Source organism: Paenibacillus mangrovi, assembly GCF_022898935.1.
Lineage (GTDB): Bacteria > Bacillota > Bacilli > Paenibacillales > Paenibacillaceae > Paenibacillus_AQ > Paenibacillus_AQ mangrovi.
The window spans coordinates 234844-253872 of record NZ_JALIRP010000007.1 but is presented as its reverse complement, the minus strand read 5'-3'; the positions used below and the strand labels follow the sequence as shown (position 1 = coordinate 253872).

The window sequence follows — 19029 nt, the reverse complement described above, 5'->3', positions numbered from 1 at the left end:
AGTGTGCTAGCATGATCCAAACGATGAAGAACAAAATTATTGTCTCTTGTCAAGCATGGCCTGGAACACCGTTCTACGGGGATCCCAGACTTATGCGTGCCATGGCGGAAAGCGCTTTAATGGGAGGCGCAGGCGGTATTCGTGCGAATGGCGCCGATGATATACGGGAGATTAAGACAACGGTCGATCTACCGGTGATCGGCATTAACAAGCTTCCGGATAAACGCGGTGTTCGCATCATTACACCAGACTTTGAAAGCGCTCGCGTACTGGCGGAAGCAGGGGCGGATCTGATTGCGGTTGATGCTACCGTGCAGTCGAGAGAAGATGAAGCGGAGCTTCAGCAGTTGATTCAAGATATTCAAATACGTCTCAGGCTTCCAGTTATGGCGGACATTTCGAATGTGGAAGAAGCTGTGCGCGCAGAACGACTTGGTGCCAATGTAGTAGCAACAACAATGGCTGGTTATACCTCCTATACGAAGGAACATAAAACAGAAGGGCCGGATTTTGAATTAATTTCTCGTATTGTCGAGCAGGTTAATATTCCGGTCATAGGTGAAGGACGTTTTGCCCTTCCATCCGATGTTTGCGAGGCGATTAAAGTACGCGGCGCACACAGCGTTGTGATTGGAACATCGATTACAGCACCTTGGGAAATTACGGCGAGATTCGCTAGAGCGATTTAAAGGGTTGGATTAGGAGGAATACATCCATGCTTTTACTTGGAATTGACGGAGGGCAGACGTCAACCAAAGCTTGCCTTTATGATCATGAGAACAGCACTTGTCTTTTTGCCAGTGGACCGTCAATAGATCATATGTTGACGTTTAACGGCCAGGTGAAAACCAAGCAAGCGATTCAGCAATCGCTCCAAGCGCTTCTCGAGCAAGCAAAGCTGATTCGTAAAGTTGATATGGCGTTTATCAGTATAAGCGGTGTACACAAAGAACATGAATATTTAATTAAAAGCTGGGTTGCCGAATGTGTTCAGGTGGATGCATTTATGATTGAAGGCGATGTAAAAGCCAATCTGTCAGGGGCTTCCAACGGGAAGAACGATGGCGTGTTAATTATTGGGGGAGGTGGTAGCATAGGATATTACTTCGGCGACAGGCGGGAATTTGTTGCCGGCGGTTACGGTCATATTTTGGGAGATGAGGGCAGTGCTTATTGGATTGGACTTCAATCGATTAAAGCTGGGATTCGTGACAGTGAAGCGCGCGGTCAGAGAACTGTACTCCGTAGGCAAGTTCTTGATTATTTCGGCGAGGAATCCTTTTGGGGAATCAAAAAACGAATTCATGCAGACATCATTCAAAGAAGCGATATTGCACAGCTGTCACTGCTGGTTGAACAGGCTGCTAATGCAGGAGATGAAGTGGCGCAGACCATTTTGCAGCAAGCTGGAGAAGAGCTCGGCGGACTCGCCATATCCGTATTGCGGCAGGCAAGAGAGGATGACAGCACACTGAAGCTGGAAACTGTATACACAACAGGAGGTGTCTTACATTCAGAACGGGTTGTAACCAGCATGATAGAAACGATTCATCGCTATGATGCATCTGTAAGCATCTCCAAGCCACAATACCCTCCGGTAGTTGGAGCCATCATTTTATGCGCGCAAGCGCTTCAGGTAAGCCTGGATATGACGATCGTAAATAATGCAATACAAGGAGAAGAGGTATGAGCATTGGAGCGAACGAGGTTTTTGAAGCGATTACAAACATTATTCAACAAGTGGAACGTACCCAGATGGGAAATATGAGCAAAGCTGCGGATAGACTGTTTGAAAGCTTGTCAAAAGGCGGAATTATCCATGTCTTCGGTGCAGGCCATTCTCGTGCTTTCGGGATGGAAATGTGCGGCAGAGCCGGCGGGCTTGCACCGGTGAAGCTAGTCGGTCTTGAGGATATTGCTGCACTGGAAGGGATCACAGGCATTAATCTGGTGGATTTAGAGAGAGATTCGCATACGGCACACAGATTAATGGAAATGCACGAGGTTCAGCCGGAGGACGCATTCATCATTGTATCGAATTCCGGTAGAAACGGCGCTCCGAACGAGCTGGGGCTGGAGAGTCAAAGAAGAGGGATACCAGTGATTGCCGTAACTTCGCTCGATCATTCGCAGCGGGCAGACAGCCGCCATCCCAGCGGCAAGAAGCTATATGAAATTGCAGATGTTGTGATCGATAATTGCTGTCCGTATGGGGATGTAATATTGGAAATTCCAGGCTTTGCAGAAAAAGCCGGCTCTGCCTCCAGTGTTATCGGCGCGATGATCGCACAATCGTTGACCGCAGAAATCATTGCACGCTTCATCCAAGCGGATCGCACTCCGCCAGTATTCATTAGCGCCAATGTCGATGGAGGCGACGAGCACAACAAAGAGATTGTAAAGCGGTATGGACATAGAAAAATAACATATTAACCCCATAGTATCATAATTGAGGAGGTCTAAACAATGATACAAGATCATCGTGTAAAATGGCGGATGTTCATTTTATCCATCATCATGTTGATTGCTTTGACGGGCTGTAGCTCCAACTCCAAAGATACTACGTCCAATGATAAAAATATGACACAGACTAACGATCAAACTGACGTCACAAATAAGAAAGACGTTAAACTGGTGTTCTGGCATTATTTGAATGACCGAGATGATTTATTAAAGGAAATGGCATCCGATTTTGAGCAAAAAACAGGGATAAAGGTAGATGTTCAATTGTTTGGCGGTGACGGCTTTAAGCAAAAGATCATGGCTTCGGCACAAAATAACGCGTTACCCGATGTGATGACTTTCGCGGGCGGTGCAGGAGATCTGGGACAGCTTGTAGAGGCGGGAAATGTCATGGAGCTTAGTGACATGAAAGATATGTTCGACAAGTTCCCTAGCACCATTTTGAAAACGTTTACTTTTGACAATAACAATATTTTTGGCGTAAAAAAATTCGGCACGTATGCGATCCCGATGGATACGAACAATATGCAGTTTGTGTACAATACCAAGCTATTTGAAAAAGTAGGCATTACTTCCGCACCAACGACATGGGATGAGCTTCTCACTGACGTCGATAGGCTGAAAGCAGCAGGGATTGTTCCGTTTGCAACAGGAATTGGCTCTTGGGTGGCTGGTTCCATGGCTGCACCTTATGAGGTTGCTTATTTAGGTGAAGAGAAGCTAGTGAACGTGAAGAAGGGTGACGAGTCGTTAGTAGATTCCGGTTATCTGAAAGTATTGCAGCGATTCGAGGACTTGTACAAACATGGTGCGTACGCGGAGGGTATCGCTACGATGGATTTGCCAGCGGCAGAGCAAATGTTTGTGAATGAAGAGGTTGCGATGATTTTTGACGGATCCTGGGCCATCGGCGTGTTCAATCAGATGAATCCAAATTTTACGCATTATGATGTATTCCAGCCACCGAAGCCGGCAGACGCGGCGTATGATGTGAAAATACCCGGAGGTATCGGGGTTCCGTTAGTCATTGACAATCATACCAAAAATAAAGAAGCAGCCATGCAATTCGTTAGATTCCTTGTTGAGAAGGAGCAGCAGCAAAAATATGCATCGAAAAGCTTTAATTTGCCTGCCAACATAGAAGCAGCTACGTCTGAGAGCGGCATGACGCCAGCATTGCACAACTTCTCGCTCGGTATGAATCATATCATCGAGAACGGCGGTTCGTACCCGGATCCTAGCGTGGAGACGGTTCTGCAAAAAGGCATTCAGCTGATCGCCATTGGACAGTCGACACCAGATAAAGTGCTGAAAGAAATGGATGTGGAGCTGCAAAAGGCGCTGAAGGAAAAGAAATAGTAGAAATGCATGGATGAGCGGCAAGGCTTCCCATCCTGCTTATGAAATCCGGACCTTTTCATTTGATTACGCATGATACAGAGGGTGATTGTATGGGGGCAAGCAGCTTTCCAAGCACAAAAGGGAAGTTTAAAAGCAAGCGAAAGCAAGTCAGGAAGCGCTATCTCAATTTGACTTATGTTTTGCCTGCGTTGCTGCTATTTATATTGTTTTCACTGCTTCCTATCATTCGTACGGTACAATACAGCTTTACGAATTTCAATGGTGTCAATAAAAACTATGATTATGTCGGATTCAAAAACTATCTGACAGCCATTACCGATACTCGGTGGTGGGAAGCTGTCGGCAATGGCATTATTTTTGCGCTGCTGTCGCTTGTATTTATGAATACCATTGCGTTGTTATTGTCTGTAGCTACAAATTCGAATATCCGTGGCAGTAAGTTTTACCGTGTCGTATTTTATATTCCGCCTATTCTGTCCGGCATTGTAGTGGGGTATATATGGAAATGGATTTATGAGCCAAAGGGGCTTCTGAACGGTTTGCTGAAAGACATTGGTCTTGGCGAATATACGCATGTATGGCTTGGTTCGATCGATACGGCACTCTATGCGGTAGCGGTCAGCTCGATGTGGCAAGGTGTCGGCGGCTCGTTCATTTTATTCCTAGCGGGGCTTCAAGGCATTCCGAAAGACTTGTATGAAGCGGCTAGTATAGATGGTGCGAGTCGATTTCAGCAATTGCGCTACATTACGATTCCATCGCTGCGCAAAGTATATACGCTGGTCAATATTCTAACGATTCTTGGGGCACTAGGTATTTTCAATCACGTTTATGCCATGACCATGGGGGGACCTGGATATACAACAGAAGTTCCAGCTCTACGTATCTATCGCGAAGCGTTTACAAATTCCAACTTCGGTATGGCGAGTGCCTTCTCGATTGTGTTCGGCGTGATGCTGTTTATTTTGTCGCTCATTCAATTAAAATTGTCCCAGAAGAAAGACTAGAGAGGGGATAAAAGTATGCGCAATACAGGAGCGCTCATTTTCAAAGGCATCACTCATCTATCCCTGATCATTTGGACCATCATATCTATATTTCCATTAGTGTGGATGATCTCTACTTCACTGAAGCAGCGGAATGAAATTTTTACAAACCGTAGTTTGATTCCGAATAATGCGCTTAATTTTGAAAATTACAAAGATGCATGGTTTCAGGGTGATTTTAATATCTACACGTTCAACAGCGTTGTATACTCCTTGATTGTCGTGTTCTGTGTCGTCTTATTTGCATCTCTGGCTTCCTATGCGATAGCAAGACTGGATATGGCCGGAAAAAAGGTTATTTTTTTTGGCTTTATGGCTACGTTGATGATCCCGATTCCCGGTGCCTTTATTTCTATTTATATTGTGGTCAGCAATTTGGGATTGGCGAATACAAGAATCGGCTATATTTTGCCGCTTATTGCCGCAGCCCTTCCAGTATCGATTTTTATTCTGAAAGCCTTTTTTGACGACATGTCGCGCGAGCTGGAGGAAGCGGCGATTATCGACGGGGCGAGCAGCTTTCAAATCTATTATAAAATCATGCTGCCTATTGCCCGCCCGGCACTTGCTACGATTGTGATTTTGAATACATTATCGGTGTGGAACGAGTTTATGCTTGCGTTGGTTCTGTTCTCGGAAAATCGTCTGATGCCGATTCAAATGGGCTTATCGGTATTCGTCGGACAGTATACGACGCAGTATGAACTGTTGATGGCGGCCTCCACGATTATGGTGCTGCCAGTTGTGCTTGTGTATATTGTGATGCAAAAACAATTCATCCAAGGGATTACATCAGGTGCGATAAAAGGCTAAAGGAGGAACCAAAATGGTTCATTTGAGAAAAGTTGTTGCCTTTTTTATTGTTGCAATTATGGTCGTAACGACTGCTGCTCCAGGCTATGCGAACTCAAATACAAGCGAGGGGCCGCTAGATCTCAATGATGTGAAGGATGCAAGTGCAATGTATCAAAAAATTATCGACGCAGAAGCGGAGTGGATTGCCAGTCTGCAATTCGAGAATGGGGCAATTCCAACGTACAGCAAGCCGATTGATAGCTACAATGGAAAGTACAAGGTTATTCCCTATTTCTCGCATATTGCTCTTCTCGGCTTGCTGGAAAAGCCGGAATATGCGAACGTCGCAAAAAAATACATGGATTGGTATTTTGCCCATTTGAACGAAGGGAAAGGACCAGATGTGCCGGATGGTTCGGTATACGATTATGTCGTAGAAACGGATCGCCAGACAGAAACGGCTACCCTAGATTTTGACTCGACGGATTCCTATGCTTCTACCTTCTTGAACGTGCTGCGCAAATATGCAGAGGTAACAGGGGATACGGCGTATGTAGCGGAGCACAAGGAAAAAGTCCTGCAGATCGCTTCGGCGATGCTATCCACGCAGGACACGGATGGCCTGACTTGGGCTAAGCCGACCTATAAAGTGAAGTATTTGATGGACAACACAGAGGTGTATCGAGGGCTCATCGATATGGCATGGATCGCTGAACATATTTTTGGAGACACGGCCGAAGCGGCCAGATTTAATGCGATCAAAGAGCAGGTTCATACGGCGATTCAGTCAGAGCTGTGGCTTGAAAATAAAAACATGTATTCTCCGGGGAAAACAGAGTCAGGATCATTGCTGAATCCGGATTGGCGGACCTTCTATGCCGATGCGACGGCTCAGATTTCTCCGATTTGGGCAGGTGTCATCGCTCCCGACAGCGAACGGGCGATACAGTTGTATAATAGCTTCAATGCATATCATCCCGGCTGGCCGACACTGGATAAGAGCGATGCTTTCCCATGGGCTGTCCTTGCCAGTTCGGCAGCGTTGATGGGTGACAAGGTGCGTGTCGACCAATTTTTGCAATCGATTGAAGCCACTTATGTAGATAAGGACCATCCGTGGCCATGGTACGTCATGGAGAGCGGCATGAGCATGCTCGCGGCTGCCCAAATGCTGAAGTTGACGGATACGCCGATTCAATTCGATATGGCCTCGATGGAAGATGGGACCGTCATCGAAGCTCTTCCTTATCAAATAACAGGTACAGCTGTTGGCCTGCAAGATATCGAAGTCACATTTACCCATCAGCTGACAGGCGAACAGAAGGTCTTTCATGCAGTACCTGAAGCGGGAACGTGGGGGATTGCGCTGCAAGGGCTGGTCAATGGCAATTATCAGGTTAAAGTAAATGCCAAGGATCGATTTAACAATAATCATTATACTCGTGATTTGGGAGTTACGGTCCGTCTTGGGGCTGAAGGCGAAGGAATGGCTAAGGTCACGATCAAGGCTGACCGCAAGCTTCTGCGACGCAATGAAAGTACACAAATCGAGATCAAAGCCTTCAATAAGGATGGCAAGCAGTTGGATCTATCCGATGCGCAAATTACTTATCATATGGATCGGGAAAATCTCCTTGTATCTGATGGCGCAAACCGCTTTACGCTGCGCGGATTGCCATTGGATCAGGCTGTTGATCATATTAAGCTATGGGCCTTCGTTACCAAAGGCAATGATGTACTCAAGACCGATGAGCTTGCAATACGTATTTCACGCCAGGCTGCTACGAAGCAGGATGAAATGTTGGATGTGATGTCGGGCTGGTTGGCCAAACGCCAGTTGGAAACCGGGGCTATTGTAGTGAATGGAAAGCAAAACGATATCGATCCGACGATGTCCAATATCGCTGCGCTCGGTTTATTGTTAAGACCAGAGACGGTGGAACTGGTTGAGCGATATATTAAGGATTATGTGGGCAGCTGGAATTGGGGAGATCGGTTCGGAGTCTATGGAACCAAGTATGAAATGAAGCTGGATAAGCAGAGCGGAACTTGGGTATCTACAGATGACTATAAGAGCGCTGCCGCCAATATTGCTACCTTCATCACGCTGCAGCGCGCCTATTACGAAAGCACCGGTAAGTTCATGATTACCCAATATCAGCTTGATATACTGACAGGCGGTCTGGGATTGATGTCTTTGCAGGCTGCTGATGGTTTAATGTGGCAGAAGAAAGAGGGGCAAGTCAAACATTTGCAGGATAATTTGTTGGCTTTACAAGGCATGGAGGATAGCGTGTGGCTCTTCCGTAATCATTTTGAGGATGACGGTCCGGCATCTTACTTCGACAGTTATAAGGAATTACTTCGCAAAGGCATCGAAGATAAGTTCTGGGATAAAGAGACTAATCAATACGTGATGTCGATAGATGCAGCGGATCAACATACTACAGTAGATTGGAGTAAATGGGAGGATGCATGTGCTCAGCTTACGGCGATTGCAACAGGCGCTGTTGCTCCAGACAGTGACAAGGCAAAAGCTATATATGCGGCTGTAAACAAACATTTCCCAAAATGGCATTCTACAGATCAGTTAACCGGTCTGCATGGCATCGCCGCGTACGTGGCAACTCTCATGGGGGATCACGATCGTGCGATGGTTAGTCTGACACGGATGACGAAAGCGATCAAGGACGGGAAATTGCCGGCCGATTGGAATGTGGCAAGTACAGGCTACGCGATGCTTGCTGCTCATACAGTGAAGGATTAGGAAAAGGCTGACAAGACAAAGCGTTGACAATACCGCGCTAAACAAGTTGATTGACGAAGCGAAAGCGAAGCATGATGCAGAAAACCCGTATGTGCGAAGAGGTGAACGATCCGTTCATCTCTTTTTACATTTTTCCCCATTTGATTCATGAAACGTTCATATAAGGTGTGTAGTATCAGTTGCGAAATCGGAAAATGTATTATGAGGAGGAAATTGTACATGATTTGGTTGTTGGTTCATATGGCGTCGACGATATTATTGGCCATTTTTTCGGGAATTGCCGCCTGGAATGTGAGCCGAACCTATCGAGCGACTACAAAAGGAAAATTATATTCCCGTTTACGGTCGTCGCTCATTTGGATGGGAATAAGCGGACTGGTTTTTATCGTCAAAGTGACGGCGGTTGTCGTCCTAGCAGCGTCCGGGTGGGTATTCGCCGAAGATAAATTGGCGATGCAGCTGCCGATGCTGGCGATCCCTGCCGCAGCGATCGTACTGTTCTCGATTCCGGCCACAAGGGCGATTCGGGCGGCTGCGGTCAAAGCTTCGAAGGAACCGCCTACGGCCCAAGAACGTTTGGCGGCGGCCGCGCCAGGCTGGGTGTTCCCGGTCCTCATTTCGTTTGTCGCCTCGCTTGCGGCTGTGGTTCAAGCGTTGTTTATTGCACAATGGCCGCTACAAATCGGAACGGTAATCGCGGTTTGGTCGGTTTATGTGGCTGTCGTTTATCTGCTATGGATTCGCCAAAAAAGTCGTTACCACCGCTTAGTCGCAACCGGGTCGCCGGAAACAGGTACTCTGGCAGTGCGAGTATTCCGAAAATTGGGAGTGTTACTGACGGTCGTGCTAGTTTCCGCAGTTTGGTTTATGCTCGGAGCGCAGTCAAGCCGCTTGGCAGAGCGGATGAGCATGGCCGATCATATGCACGCCCATATGCATGCTCATACCGACGGTATCTCACCGCAATTCGTGAGCGTCGCCGAGTTGACCGGACCAAGAACCGGGACCCCAGACCGATCGTTTACGCTTGAAGCGAAAAAAACGATGATTGCGCTGCATTCAGGTGAGATTAAAGAAGCCTGGACTTACAACGGGCAAATTCTCGGACCGGAATTGCGAGTGAAGCAAGGGGAATTGGTCGAGGTCACCTTGATCAACAAAGACATTGAGGATGGTGTTACGATCCATTGGCATGGTGTGAACGTTCAGAACGCTGAAGACGGAGTCGCGGGAATGACGCAAGATGCCGTCATGCCGCAAGAGAAGTATGTATATCGTTTCATTGCCGAGCAAACGGGGACGTATTGGTATCATTCCCATCAGCAATCGTCCAAACAAGTGCAAATGGGACTTTACGGCGTCTTCATTGTAGAACCGGACACAACGCTGCCGCAGAAAACGGCAGATATGGCGGTCGTCTTGCACAACTGGCAGGCGGAAAATGGAACGACCGTTTCCTTGGGCGAACTGAACCGGTTGCAGCGCAAAATTGCGGAACCCGGAACTCTCGTTCGACTGAGGTTCGTGAATGCGGAAAATTTGACTGCCCAGATTCATATTTCGGGCGTTCCGTTTCAAGTGGAGGCCATTGACGGCACCGACATTCTTGAACCGGAGGATTTGATCGACAGCCGTCTGGATTTGGCGGCCGGAGGAAGATACGATGTTACGTTCGTTATGCCGGATACGGTTGTCGGCATTTCACGGCAAACCGGACCGTTTGCCCATGACGGCAACGTTCTCGTTGTTAGCCCATCGAATGAGGGAATGCCGCCGGACGCCGTTAAGGGACCGATATTCGATCCCGCGTCCTATGGAACACCCGCACAGACAATGTTCGGTCCCGATACCCGGTACGACCGGAATTATACGCTTGTATTCGACAACCGGCCCGGCTTTTATAATGGGAAGTTTAACTTTGTGCATACGATTAACGGTTCCGTTTTTCCAGATGCCCCGATGTTTATGGTTCGTGAGGGTGAACTCGTAAAGATGACATTCGTAAACCGTGGCTTTGACGATCATCCGATGCATCCGCACGGTCATCGTATGCAAGTTCTCAGCCGCAATGGCAAAGCTGTTACCGGCAGTCCGTGGATCACCGATACGCTGAACGTGGCTCCAGGGGAAACGTATGAAGTGGCATTTATTGCTGACAATCCTGGCATCTGGATGGATCATTGTCACAATCTCGAACATGCCGCCGTCGGGATGTCGGCGCACATCGCATATGAAGGCGTCTACTCACCGTTTGAAATGGGCAGTGCGACAGTTAACCTGCCGCCGGAATGAGCAAATACTTTGTAGACATTATTTTTGAAAATATTTACTCGTTCCTTATGTATGAAAAAACAAAAAGTGAGGTTTATTGAGATGAAGCGAAGCATACGGAGCAAACTGATAGAAAATATTATATTAATGAGTGGTCTAAAACAACGTTATTCAGACAAAGAGAAGTTTGCGAAATTCCTCGAACAAAAGCGAATCGAGAATTCAAAACCATATATTTTGCCTAGAGGAATCCAACAGAAACTGGATATTGCGATGGAACAATCGTATGGAAAGGATTGTTATTTTTTACAAGGAAATAGACAAACCAATGAAAAATATATTATTTATTTACATGGTGGAGGTTATGTAAATCAGCCTCGGGGTGCGCATTGGAAATTCATGCGTAAAATAGCAGACATGAGCAATGCTACCATGATTGTACCTGTCCATCCAAAAGTCCCTCATCATCAGTATCATGAATCCTATGATCAAGTGCTCCCCATTTATGAAAAGCTGTTAATGAAAACCTCTCCGCAAAATATTATATTTATGGGAGATTCGGCAGGCGGTGGATTTGCACTAGCATTAGCTCAATTGTTAAAGGAAAAAAGTCTGCCACAACCGAGTCGAATTATATTAATCTCTCCGTGGTTAGATATCACATTGTCGAATCCGGATATTCAGAATTTCGAGAAACAAGATACCACTTTAGGTTCATATGGACTCGCCATCCTCGGAAAACTATATGCTGGCGACACAGACCCGAATCACTATCTTTTAAGCCCAATAAACGGTGATATTCAAGGCTTGGGGGAAATTTCCTTATTTATCGGAACTCATGAGCTGATGTTAGCTGATGCGCGAAAGTTTAGAGACCGAGCTAAAAAGGAAGGGGTCATGATCAATTACTACGAATATCCGAAAATGAATCATGTCTTTCCTGCGATGCCGATTCCAGAAGCCAAAAAAGCAATCAGACAAATCATTGATTTGATCTCTTGAAATAAAACACGAAAGCTTTGCCCTTCTTGCCGATTATGTGGGGACCCATAAGATCGGTTCGTCGGGCTTACTTTGGATCTTCTTGGATTGGGGGAAGGGTAGAATGACACGTAAAACAGGGATTGCACGACTGCTCGAAATCGCTGGAGAGAAGCGTGGACTGATGATCGTCTCCGGCCTGTTATCTTCGCTTGGCGCCGTTTGCATACTGGTGCCCTACGACTTCTGTCTATTTCATTTTGAAAGAGTTGTTGGAACACGAATCCCGCTCAAAATTTTCAAAATGGATGGAGGAAGAGATGTATCCTTATCTATACGATTATCTGATGGCTTACTTTTTCTTATCGTGTCTGGAGTAACGCTGCATGTGGAGTGCTGTGTGTCGGTAGTGAGATGTTCATTTGTAGTCTTATTTGTTTTTCACTGCATTCGAGAGAGAGGATAAATAAAGTTTTTCCATATTATGATATAATTTTACAATTAACTAAAATACTAGAGGGGGAAACGACATATGCATCTTATAAACAGCCACACGGAAGATACTTGTTTGTTTCATTTATCGGATGAATATTCAATTCAAAGAGCAGAGCCTGAGGTATGGGGGATTTTCTGCTCAATCTATTATAATATGCGCTATAACGGATTTTTTAGAGAAGAAAAGTACAATACACCGAAGAAAAATTCTTTTTGGATTCAAAAAGGAGATCGTAAAATTGGTGGCGTAAGGATGGAACCCAATAAGATATATCACTTGTTTTTCATTCCTCCGTTTAACGATACGTTTGAAGTATTGAAACTGCTGAAAAAAATGTTAATCCATTGGTCTGATCCAACGAAACCGATCAAAACTTTCGAGATTCTTCCAGACCAGGTTGATTTATATGCGAGGGCAGGGTTCTGGCCGGATGAGTTTAGATGCCGCTGGATGCATCGGCCTACAGATCATTTTGAGGTTCATTGGGATGAGAACTTTAGAGTGGATTACCCACAAATCGAAGAAAACGAGAGTGGAATCAAGCGATTTACGAAAGAAGACGAAATAGCTCGCTGTGACTTTGATAGCTTTTCTGGAAGTATTGAAGCAGCAAGGAGAAAAAAGCATTCTATAGATGACTTTATACCAAGTGAAGATCCTTATTACACAAATGAACTTTTAGTTAAAGCGTCCACACTTGTTTATGATAAGCACACAGGCCAACTCGTTGCGAATTGTCGCCTATGTTTGCAGGACAATCAGGCAGCTGTTTATAGTATTGGTGTCATACCCTCGTACAGAGGAAGGGGTCTTGCAACGCTCATGTTAAAAAGGGCGCTCTCGATTCTTAAAGAGGATTATCCTATTCTGAGACTGTATGTCATGGAAGGAAATGCTGCAGAGTCTGTTTATGTTAATCTTGGTTTTGTTGCAGGAGTTCAAGAGATACAAAGTATGTATATTCCTGTTCATGAGTAAGAAGAATAAAAGCTTGATTGACGAAAGAAAGCAAACACATTTTCCTTCGGGGAAAGTGTTTGCTTTCTTCTTATTTATTGAGTGTTTCCTAGCAAAAATAGACGCGGAACTGCTGATTATTGTGGCTTGTTACCATATTGTCCCTTTCAAACTTTACAGAACAGGAATAATATATTATGCGTTTTAAATGAGTAAGAGAAAGGGGGATGAAGGACCGTGACATTTCGCGATCAAGCCAAATTACTACAAGGAAAAACCGTACAGGTTTCAACCACCGGCAGTGTTTTTACTGGGAGACTCTTATCGGTTGGTACAGATTTTCTTATTCTAAGCGCCATCATTGGAGGACGTAGAAGACGACTCATCATGCGACTGGCAGAGATTATTCTGATCTCAAGGTTAATCGGCTAAAATAAAAGACAAAGGCTAGGGATCTTCCCCTGGCCTCTTTGTTTGTAATCAACTGGTAGGGGTCAAACAGAACTGAATTCCGATTATTTACTTATCTCAAATTGTCCTTTAAAATAAGGATAACTATGGATAAGGAGTGGAGCTAATGAATGCGAAGGAAGCAGCAGCGCTGCTGGGAGTTCATTATAAGACAGTCCTGAATATGATCAATGATGGGCGCTTAACGGCATCGAAAAATGATTCCGGAGATTGGGAGATTCGAGAAAGTGATCTTGCCGCACGTGAACAAGAAATCGATAACAAGGAATTCTCGGCCATTTATACACATATGGCTATACAGATGATCGAGAAAACCCATAACCGTGCTCTCAAGTCTGCTCGAGAAGAGCTGCTTCATAGCGCAAGTTCGATCGTGAAATTTGTTGGAAATTCAAGCGGTTTTGACCAACAGGTTAAACGTCTTCAGAACGCACTGGATGCTTATAAAGCTGCTGAAGCCTTTACGCTTACGGTGGATTCCATTCGGAAACAAGCGGAAAGCGAATATTAGAATTGGATGGGTCAAATCGTTGGATAAATGGATGGTGTCACAATACGGACAATTCATTATAATGAGACATGTTTGAATAAGTAGCCCATCTAGGAGGGGAAACATGCTCGGGTTATTCATAATTGCCGTCATTGTGATGGTAGCCGGTTTTATCGCAACGATGATGATTGGGCAATCCAAAAGCAACAAAAAAGCAGACTCAAAATATTTTCAGCATACAGGGAAAAAGTGGATGCGTCTCACTGGAATATATATTGCTTGCACCGTAGTTCTGGCGATCATCATGATAGTGGTTTGGAACACGTGAAGCATTCAGAAAATCAAAAAACAACCGCGGAGGTCCATACTCTACGGTTGTTTTCGTTTGACTCTTTATCCATGCTGTTATTTGATCAGGTCCCGCAATGCTTCCGCGAATCTCGTTATTCCGGGACCGATGTCATCCGCTTTGGCTCGGCCAAAAGTGAACCTTACAAAGCCCGAATCTGATCCATATACACTGCCCGGTACGAAAACAACCCCATTTTTAATCCCTTCTTCCAGCAGCTTGGTATCATTGACTTCGGGTACCAGCTTGCACCACATATGTATTCCACCCTGAGGGATATTGAAATGGATTAGTCCTGGAAGCTCTTTCTGCAGCGCTTCGATCATAAGATCCCGTTTATAAAGGAGCTGCATCCGCAGACGATTTAGGTGAGGCTCGAAGTAAGACGACTTCAAAAATTGTGCTGCGACCTGTTGGGGAATCACGCTTAGACCAAAATCCATCTGCTGCCGCGCATCCGCCAATCTCTCCACAATGGCATGCGGGGCAACCATCCATCCAATGCGCAAACCCGAAGCGGCGATTTTGGAGAAAGATCCAATATAAATGATGCTGCCATGCAGATCCATTGATTTCAGCGGCGAGCAGAACTTCCCTTCGTAATCTGTTAGGCTGTAAGGATCGTCTTCAACGATCGGAAGGCCCAGCTCACTTGCGATTTCAAGCAGTTTGTTTCGTCGGTCCTCTGCAAGATACGTACCTGTCGGATTTTGATAATTCGGATTTGTAAAAATCATTTTGATACGATGTTTCTTGTACAAGGAGCGGATTTCTTCCGGACGGACACCATCATGGTCTACAGGCAGACGGAATAACCGGAGTCCCGCAGATTGAAACATGGGCAAGGAATAGCTGTAAGATGGATCTTCTATAGCTACAGCGTCGCCTGGAGACAGAAGACACTGTGTAATCAAAAATAACGACTGCTGAGAACCCGATGTAATCAGTATGGATGATTCGGTTGTCTGGATGCCACGATATTGATCAAGATAAGCAGCTACCGCTTGCCTGAGCGGAATATATCCTTGCGGATTGTCGTAGCCGAGATAAGAGGTGTAATGATGATCCTTCATCAGCATCGCGATCTCGTCCATAGGTGATAAGTCGCCGGAAAGCTCGCCGCTCGCAAAATCGATCATGGAAGGGTTCTGGCTCAGCGCATCTCGAATTCTTCTAAGGAAAGGGACGTTGGGAAGGAAGCTCCCACCTTCGGTATATCTCTTCCAGTTTGGGGTATGTCTTGGAGTAGCTCCCCACTTATATTTGCTCACCCGTGTTCCGCTGCCAGAACGACTTTCGATGATTCCCATAGACCTGAGCTCTGCGAAAGCCAAAATTACAGTACTTCGGTTTACACCTAATTGTTCAGCTAATTTTCGTTCGGATGGAAGCAAGCTCCCTGGCGGAAATTCACCATACGAGATTCTTTGCTCCAGATGATCTGCGATTTGCTCATAAAGTGGCTTTTTACTCTGACGATCAGGCTTCCACATAAACTCACTTCCTTGCTAGCAACTAATTTCATAACAGTAATGTTAATCATAGCATTTTTTCCAAGGAAAGTATTGGACCAGTAGGAGAGGAGATGTTATGAAAAAAGAAAGGAGCCGCGCAAGATGCACACCTCCTTGGCAAATCGCTCCGGACAAAACATGTCAGGATTTTTCAAAACTTGAGCTTCCTATCTTTTGGATGCTTTCCATTGACGCTTTGTTATTGCTTTTGTGATATATTCGGCCCATAAACAGAAGTGCACAGATTCCTGCTAATAAGGTACCAGTTCCACTGACGAGGAAGGCAAGGTGTATTCCATCGACGAACACCCGAGCACCGGCAGATTGTATAAGTTGTCTCACATCCTCCGGAACAGGATCAACCTGAGATAAAGACATGTCTCCTCGTGAGAATGCAATGGAGATCTGTTCTTTTATTTCATCCGGAAGCTGCATGGTAGCTAATTGGGACGGCAAAGCGGTATGGATATATTGTGAAACCAACGCTCCAGAGAGGGCCACTCCGAATACAGCTCCCACTTGACGAAAAGTGTTAGACACCCCAGACGTGGTACCCGCAATCTCAGGCGGAACGGTCGTCATAAGAGCCACTGTGGCCGAGGAGCCCACTAAAGAGACGCCGATACCGAGAAGCACGAGTGCCCACCAGTATGTGCCATAACTGCTGCCCACATCCAGCATGATAAGTGCAAGGAGGCCTCCCCCAGCCATGAGCAAGCCAATGACAATGAGAAGTCTAGGGCTTACCTTGGCAGCAAGCACACTACCAAAGAACGAGGCCACCATAATCGCAGCCGTAAGCGCCAAAAACCGGATGCCAGTCTCGATGGGAGAGAAATGGTTAATGTTCTGGAGGTACAGGGTTAGCAAGAAGATAGCTCCATACAAGCCGAATAAGCCAAGAAAATTAACGGAGCATGCGATCGTGAAGATCCGATTACGGAATAGACTAAGTGGCAGCAGCGGTTTTTCATATCGATACTCCTGGAATACAAATAGCAGAAGAGCGATTGCGGCAACGATGAACGTTGTAATTATTGTCCCTGAATCCCAGCCTAAAGAATTCCCCTCAATTAAGGCGTAGCTAAGCGCACCAATGGCAAGGATAAAGAGCGTTTGTCCAATGATATCAAATTTTCGGGATGCCACACTCCGATTTTCATGCAAAATGCGAACTAACACGAGTGCGATTACAATACCAATGGGCACATTGATCCAGAAAATACTTTGCCAACCGTAGTATTCGACAAGCCATCCTCCCACAACTGGACCGGCAGCGAAGGCTATTCCCCCGATCCCCGCCCATATCCCGATCGCTTTTGCTCTGGAAACAGGTTCCTCATAGATTCCTCTGATGATCGCAAGCGAAACCGGGATCATAAACGATCCGAAAACTCCTTGTAAAATGCGCCCCACAAGCAGCATTTCGATGGAGGGGGAAACTGCACAAACAATCGAGGTTAGGGAGAATCCGAGCAGACCGGTAATAAAAACCTTTTTACGCCCAATAGCATCACCGATAGTGCCCGCAGAAAGCAAAAGGCATGAGAATGTGAGTGCGTATGCGTCGATAATCCACTGCAACACTGACATATCTGCATTCAACTTGATTTGGATGTCCGGAAGCGCAACGTTCACAATCGTTGTGTCCAGATACACCATGAACAAGCCGAAACAAAGGAAAGTCAGAAGTAGGCCACGGCGTTGTATCGTGCCAATCGGTTCTTTCATAGCCATCGTATATCATCCTCCTGTTTTTTTGCCATATATGCAGAGATCCTTAGAACGGTATTGGATCGATCTGTCAATTTCATTGTATCTGTTGACAAAACAATACGTCTAATTTATTGTTTTCATCAAATACATGCACGAGATTTATGGAATAGTTCTGTTCATTTAAAAAGGAGGCTGCTTGATCTATGGAATGGAATCAACTGGAGTACTTTTTAACAGTAGCGCGGTTGCAGCATGTAACTCGTGCCGCGGAGGAGCTCTCGATTACTCAGCCTGCTCTCAGTCACTCTATTGGAAAATTGGAAGAAGAGCTTGGTGTGCCACTGTTTGAACGGAGCGGTCGGAACGTCCAGCTCAATCGATACGGAGAAGTGTTTGCTAAACGAGTCGAAGCTGCCATTCTGGAGATCAGAAAAGGAAAGCAGGAGATTGAGGAACTAACGAATCCGGAATCAGGAACGGTTGCTTTGGCCTTTTTACACACGCTCGGAAACGAATTCATTCCAACTTTGATCAGTTCATTTCGCAAGCGATACCCTAACATTCATTTTGAACTCTACCAGGGCTCGAATTCATTCATTATCCAGAAGTTAGAAAATGGGGCGAGTGACTTTTGCATCACATCCCCAAAAATCAACTGCGATGGAATGATGTGGTTGCCGCTAATTACGGAGGAGCTTTATGTTGTTGTTCCGAAGGGCCACAAATTATCCGGTCAACGGGAGGTTGATTTGCACGCTTTTTCCGAAGAGCCGTTTATCGGATTAAACACAAGCTGTGGATTCCGTTCAATATTGGATGACATTTTCCAAAGCGCAGGTTTTCATCCCAAAGTTACTTTTGAGGCAGAAGATCTTTCCACGGCTGCAGGATTTGTATCTGCCGGACTTGGCGTTTCATTGTTGCCTTCCACATCAGGACTAAAGATGGATGGAACTTCCTGGTTGACAGTCAAAAAAACGGAATGTACTTGCACGATAGGTTTGGCATGGAAGGAGAAATGTTATCTGTCACCTGCCGCCAAGTTATTTAAAGAATTTTGTAGTCATCATTTTTGTGAACAAAATTAGAGATAGCTTGTCCATTAAGCGGTTCATCTCGAACCGCTTTTTTGTGTCTCGAAAAGCACTTTTATACGGATATAGGGGAGAGTGGCACGTTTGAAGCTGGCATGTCAATAAAAGCTTCACCACAAATCCTTACGATGCTGTAAGGTTTGCTTGAGGAAATAAATGGGGAGGGATGGCGAACTTTTGTTATACTTGAGGTAGAAATCAACGCATTTTAACAGATAGAGACACAAGAGGATATTTTGTAAAAAAAGGAGGTAACT

16 protein-coding genes are annotated in these 19029 nt (G+C 45.6%); 14 read left to right on the top strand and 2 right to left on the bottom strand.

All coding sequences use genetic code 11. The features are described from left to right. Nucleotides 1-11: 11 nt before the first annotated feature. The 13 genes from MUG84_RS18255 (at nt 12) to MUG84_RS18195 (ending at nt 14427) form a co-directional block, all read left to right on the top strand. Nucleotides 12-689: an N-acetylmannosamine-6-phosphate 2-epimerase gene (locus tag MUG84_RS18255; RefSeq protein WP_244727369.1), complete on the top strand. Its 678-nt coding sequence runs from the start codon at nt 12-14 to the stop codon at nt 687-689. A 26-nt stretch (nt 690-715) separates the two neighbouring features. Beyond that, nucleotides 716-1690 carry a BadF/BadG/BcrA/BcrD ATPase family protein gene (locus MUG84_RS18250; protein ID WP_244727367.1) on the top strand — a complete coding sequence of 325 codons (975 nt, stop codon included), beginning with the start codon at nt 716-718 and terminating at the stop codon, nt 1688-1690. Further along, nucleotides 1687-2433 carry a sugar isomerase domain-containing protein gene (locus MUG84_RS18245; RefSeq protein WP_244727365.1) on the top strand — a complete coding sequence of 249 codons (747 nt, stop codon included), beginning with the start codon at nt 1687-1689 and terminating at the stop codon, nt 2431-2433. The genes MUG84_RS18250 and MUG84_RS18245 overlap by 4 nt, the downstream gene beginning before the upstream one ends. 33 nt (nt 2434-2466) lie before the next feature. After that, nucleotides 2467-3822, top strand: coding sequence for an ABC transporter substrate-binding protein (locus MUG84_RS18240; protein WP_244727363.1), 1356 nt, complete (start codon nt 2467-2469; stop codon nt 3820-3822). Nucleotides 3823-3914: 92 nt separating this feature from the next. After that, a complete protein-coding gene (locus MUG84_RS18235; RefSeq protein ID WP_244727361.1) occupies nt 3915-4832 on the top strand; it encodes a carbohydrate ABC transporter permease in 918 nt (305 codons plus the stop codon). Between the two features lie 15 nt (nt 4833-4847). Then, nucleotides 4848-5684 carry a carbohydrate ABC transporter permease gene (locus MUG84_RS18230; protein ID WP_244727359.1) on the top strand — a complete coding sequence of 279 codons (837 nt, stop codon included), beginning with the start codon at nt 4848-4850 and terminating at the stop codon, nt 5682-5684. Nucleotides 5685-5697: 13 nt separating this feature from the next. Next, entirely contained in the window at nt 5698-8433 is a 2736-nt protein-coding gene (locus tag MUG84_RS18225) for a hypothetical protein (protein ID WP_244727357.1), read from the top strand. 219 nt (nt 8434-8652) lie between these two features. Continuing rightward, the gene (locus tag MUG84_RS18220) at nt 8653-10725 is read left to right on the top strand and encodes a multicopper oxidase domain-containing protein (protein WP_244727355.1); all 2073 of its coding nucleotides are present in this window, start codon (nt 8653-8655) and stop codon (nt 10723-10725) included. An 81-nt stretch (nt 10726-10806) separates the two neighbouring features. Continuing rightward, on the top strand, nt 10807-11706 hold the full coding sequence (locus tag MUG84_RS18215; protein ID WP_244727353.1) for an alpha/beta hydrolase fold domain-containing protein: 900 nt from the start codon (nt 10807-10809) through the stop codon (nt 11704-11706). Between the two features lie 103 nt (nt 11707-11809). After that, nucleotides 11810-12151: a hypothetical protein gene (locus MUG84_RS18210; protein ID WP_244727615.1), complete on the top strand. Its 342-nt coding sequence runs from the start codon at nt 11810-11812 to the stop codon at nt 12149-12151. A 66-nt stretch (nt 12152-12217) separates the two neighbouring features. Continuing rightward, nucleotides 12218-13159, top strand: coding sequence for a GNAT family N-acetyltransferase (locus MUG84_RS18205; RefSeq protein WP_244727351.1), 942 nt, complete (start codon nt 12218-12220; stop codon nt 13157-13159). Nucleotides 13160-13715: 556 nt separating this feature from the next. Then, a complete protein-coding gene (locus MUG84_RS18200) occupies nt 13716-14120 on the top strand; it encodes a helix-turn-helix domain-containing protein (protein ID WP_244727349.1) in 405 nt (134 codons plus the stop codon). 103 nt (nt 14121-14223) lie between these two features. Next, on the top strand, nt 14224-14427 hold the full coding sequence (locus MUG84_RS18195) for a hypothetical protein (RefSeq protein WP_244727347.1): 204 nt from the start codon (nt 14224-14226) through the stop codon (nt 14425-14427). A gap of 77 nt (nt 14428-14504) precedes the next feature. On the opposite strand, the gene pdxR is transcribed toward MUG84_RS18195, so the two are convergent. Both pdxR and MUG84_RS18185 read right to left on the bottom strand, forming a co-directional pair. Then, nucleotides 14505-15941 (bottom strand): MocR-like pyridoxine biosynthesis transcription factor PdxR, encoded by a 1437-nt coding sequence (pdxR, locus tag MUG84_RS18190; protein ID WP_244727345.1) that lies wholly within the window; start codon nt 15939-15941, stop codon nt 14505-14507. 162 nt (nt 15942-16103) lie between these two features. Continuing rightward, a complete protein-coding gene (locus tag MUG84_RS18185; RefSeq protein WP_244727343.1) occupies nt 16104-17699 on the bottom strand; it encodes a DHA2 family efflux MFS transporter permease subunit in 1596 nt (531 codons plus the stop codon). 182 nt (nt 17700-17881) lie between these two features. Here MUG84_RS18185 and MUG84_RS18180 point away from each other — a divergent pair, with 182 nt between their 5' ends. Beyond that, nucleotides 17882-18766 carry a LysR family transcriptional regulator gene (locus MUG84_RS18180; protein WP_244727341.1) on the top strand — a complete coding sequence of 295 codons (885 nt, stop codon included), beginning with the start codon at nt 17882-17884 and terminating at the stop codon, nt 18764-18766. The last annotated feature ends 263 nt before the right edge of the window (nt 18767-19029 follow it).

Coding starts and splice junctions, on each gene's coding strand:
- MUG84_RS18200 (WP_244727349.1), top strand. CDS start 13,716: ATGAATGCGAAGGAAGCAGCAGCGCTGCTGGGAGTTCATTATAAGACA.
- MUG84_RS18220 (WP_244727355.1), top strand. CDS start 8,653: ATGATTTGGTTGTTGGTTCATATGGCGTCGACGATATTATTGGCCATT.
- MUG84_RS18205 (WP_244727351.1), top strand. CDS start 12,218: ATGCATCTTATAAACAGCCACACGGAAGATACTTGTTTGTTTCATTTA.
- MUG84_RS18210 (WP_244727615.1), top strand. CDS start 11,810: ATGACACGTAAAACAGGGATTGCACGACTGCTCGAAATCGCTGGAGAG.
- MUG84_RS18195 (WP_244727347.1), top strand. CDS start 14,224: ATGCTCGGGTTATTCATAATTGCCGTCATTGTGATGGTAGCCGGTTTT.
- MUG84_RS18240 (WP_244727363.1), top strand. CDS start 2,467: ATGATACAAGATCATCGTGTAAAATGGCGGATGTTCATTTTATCCATC.
- MUG84_RS18245 (WP_244727365.1), top strand. CDS start 1,687: ATGAGCATTGGAGCGAACGAGGTTTTTGAAGCGATTACAAACATTATT.
- MUG84_RS18235 (WP_244727361.1), top strand. CDS start 3,915: ATGGGGGCAAGCAGCTTTCCAAGCACAAAAGGGAAGTTTAAAAGCAAG.
- MUG84_RS18180 (WP_244727341.1), top strand. CDS start 17,882: ATGGAATGGAATCAACTGGAGTACTTTTTAACAGTAGCGCGGTTGCAG.
- MUG84_RS18185 (WP_244727343.1), bottom strand. CDS start 17,699: ATGGCTATGAAAGAACCGATTGGCACGATACAACGCCGTGGCCTACTT.
- MUG84_RS18255 (WP_244727369.1), top strand. CDS start 12: ATGATCCAAACGATGAAGAACAAAATTATTGTCTCTTGTCAAGCATGG.
- MUG84_RS18215 (WP_244727353.1), top strand. CDS start 10,807: ATGAAGCGAAGCATACGGAGCAAACTGATAGAAAATATTATATTAATG.
- pdxR (WP_244727345.1), bottom strand. CDS start 15,941: ATGTGGAAGCCTGATCGTCAGAGTAAAAAGCCACTTTATGAGCAAATC.
- MUG84_RS18230 (WP_244727359.1), top strand. CDS start 4,848: ATGCGCAATACAGGAGCGCTCATTTTCAAAGGCATCACTCATCTATCC.
- MUG84_RS18250 (WP_244727367.1), top strand. CDS start 716: ATGCTTTTACTTGGAATTGACGGAGGGCAGACGTCAACCAAAGCTTGC.
- MUG84_RS18225 (WP_244727357.1), top strand. CDS start 5,698: ATGGTTCATTTGAGAAAAGTTGTTGCCTTTTTTATTGTTGCAATTATG.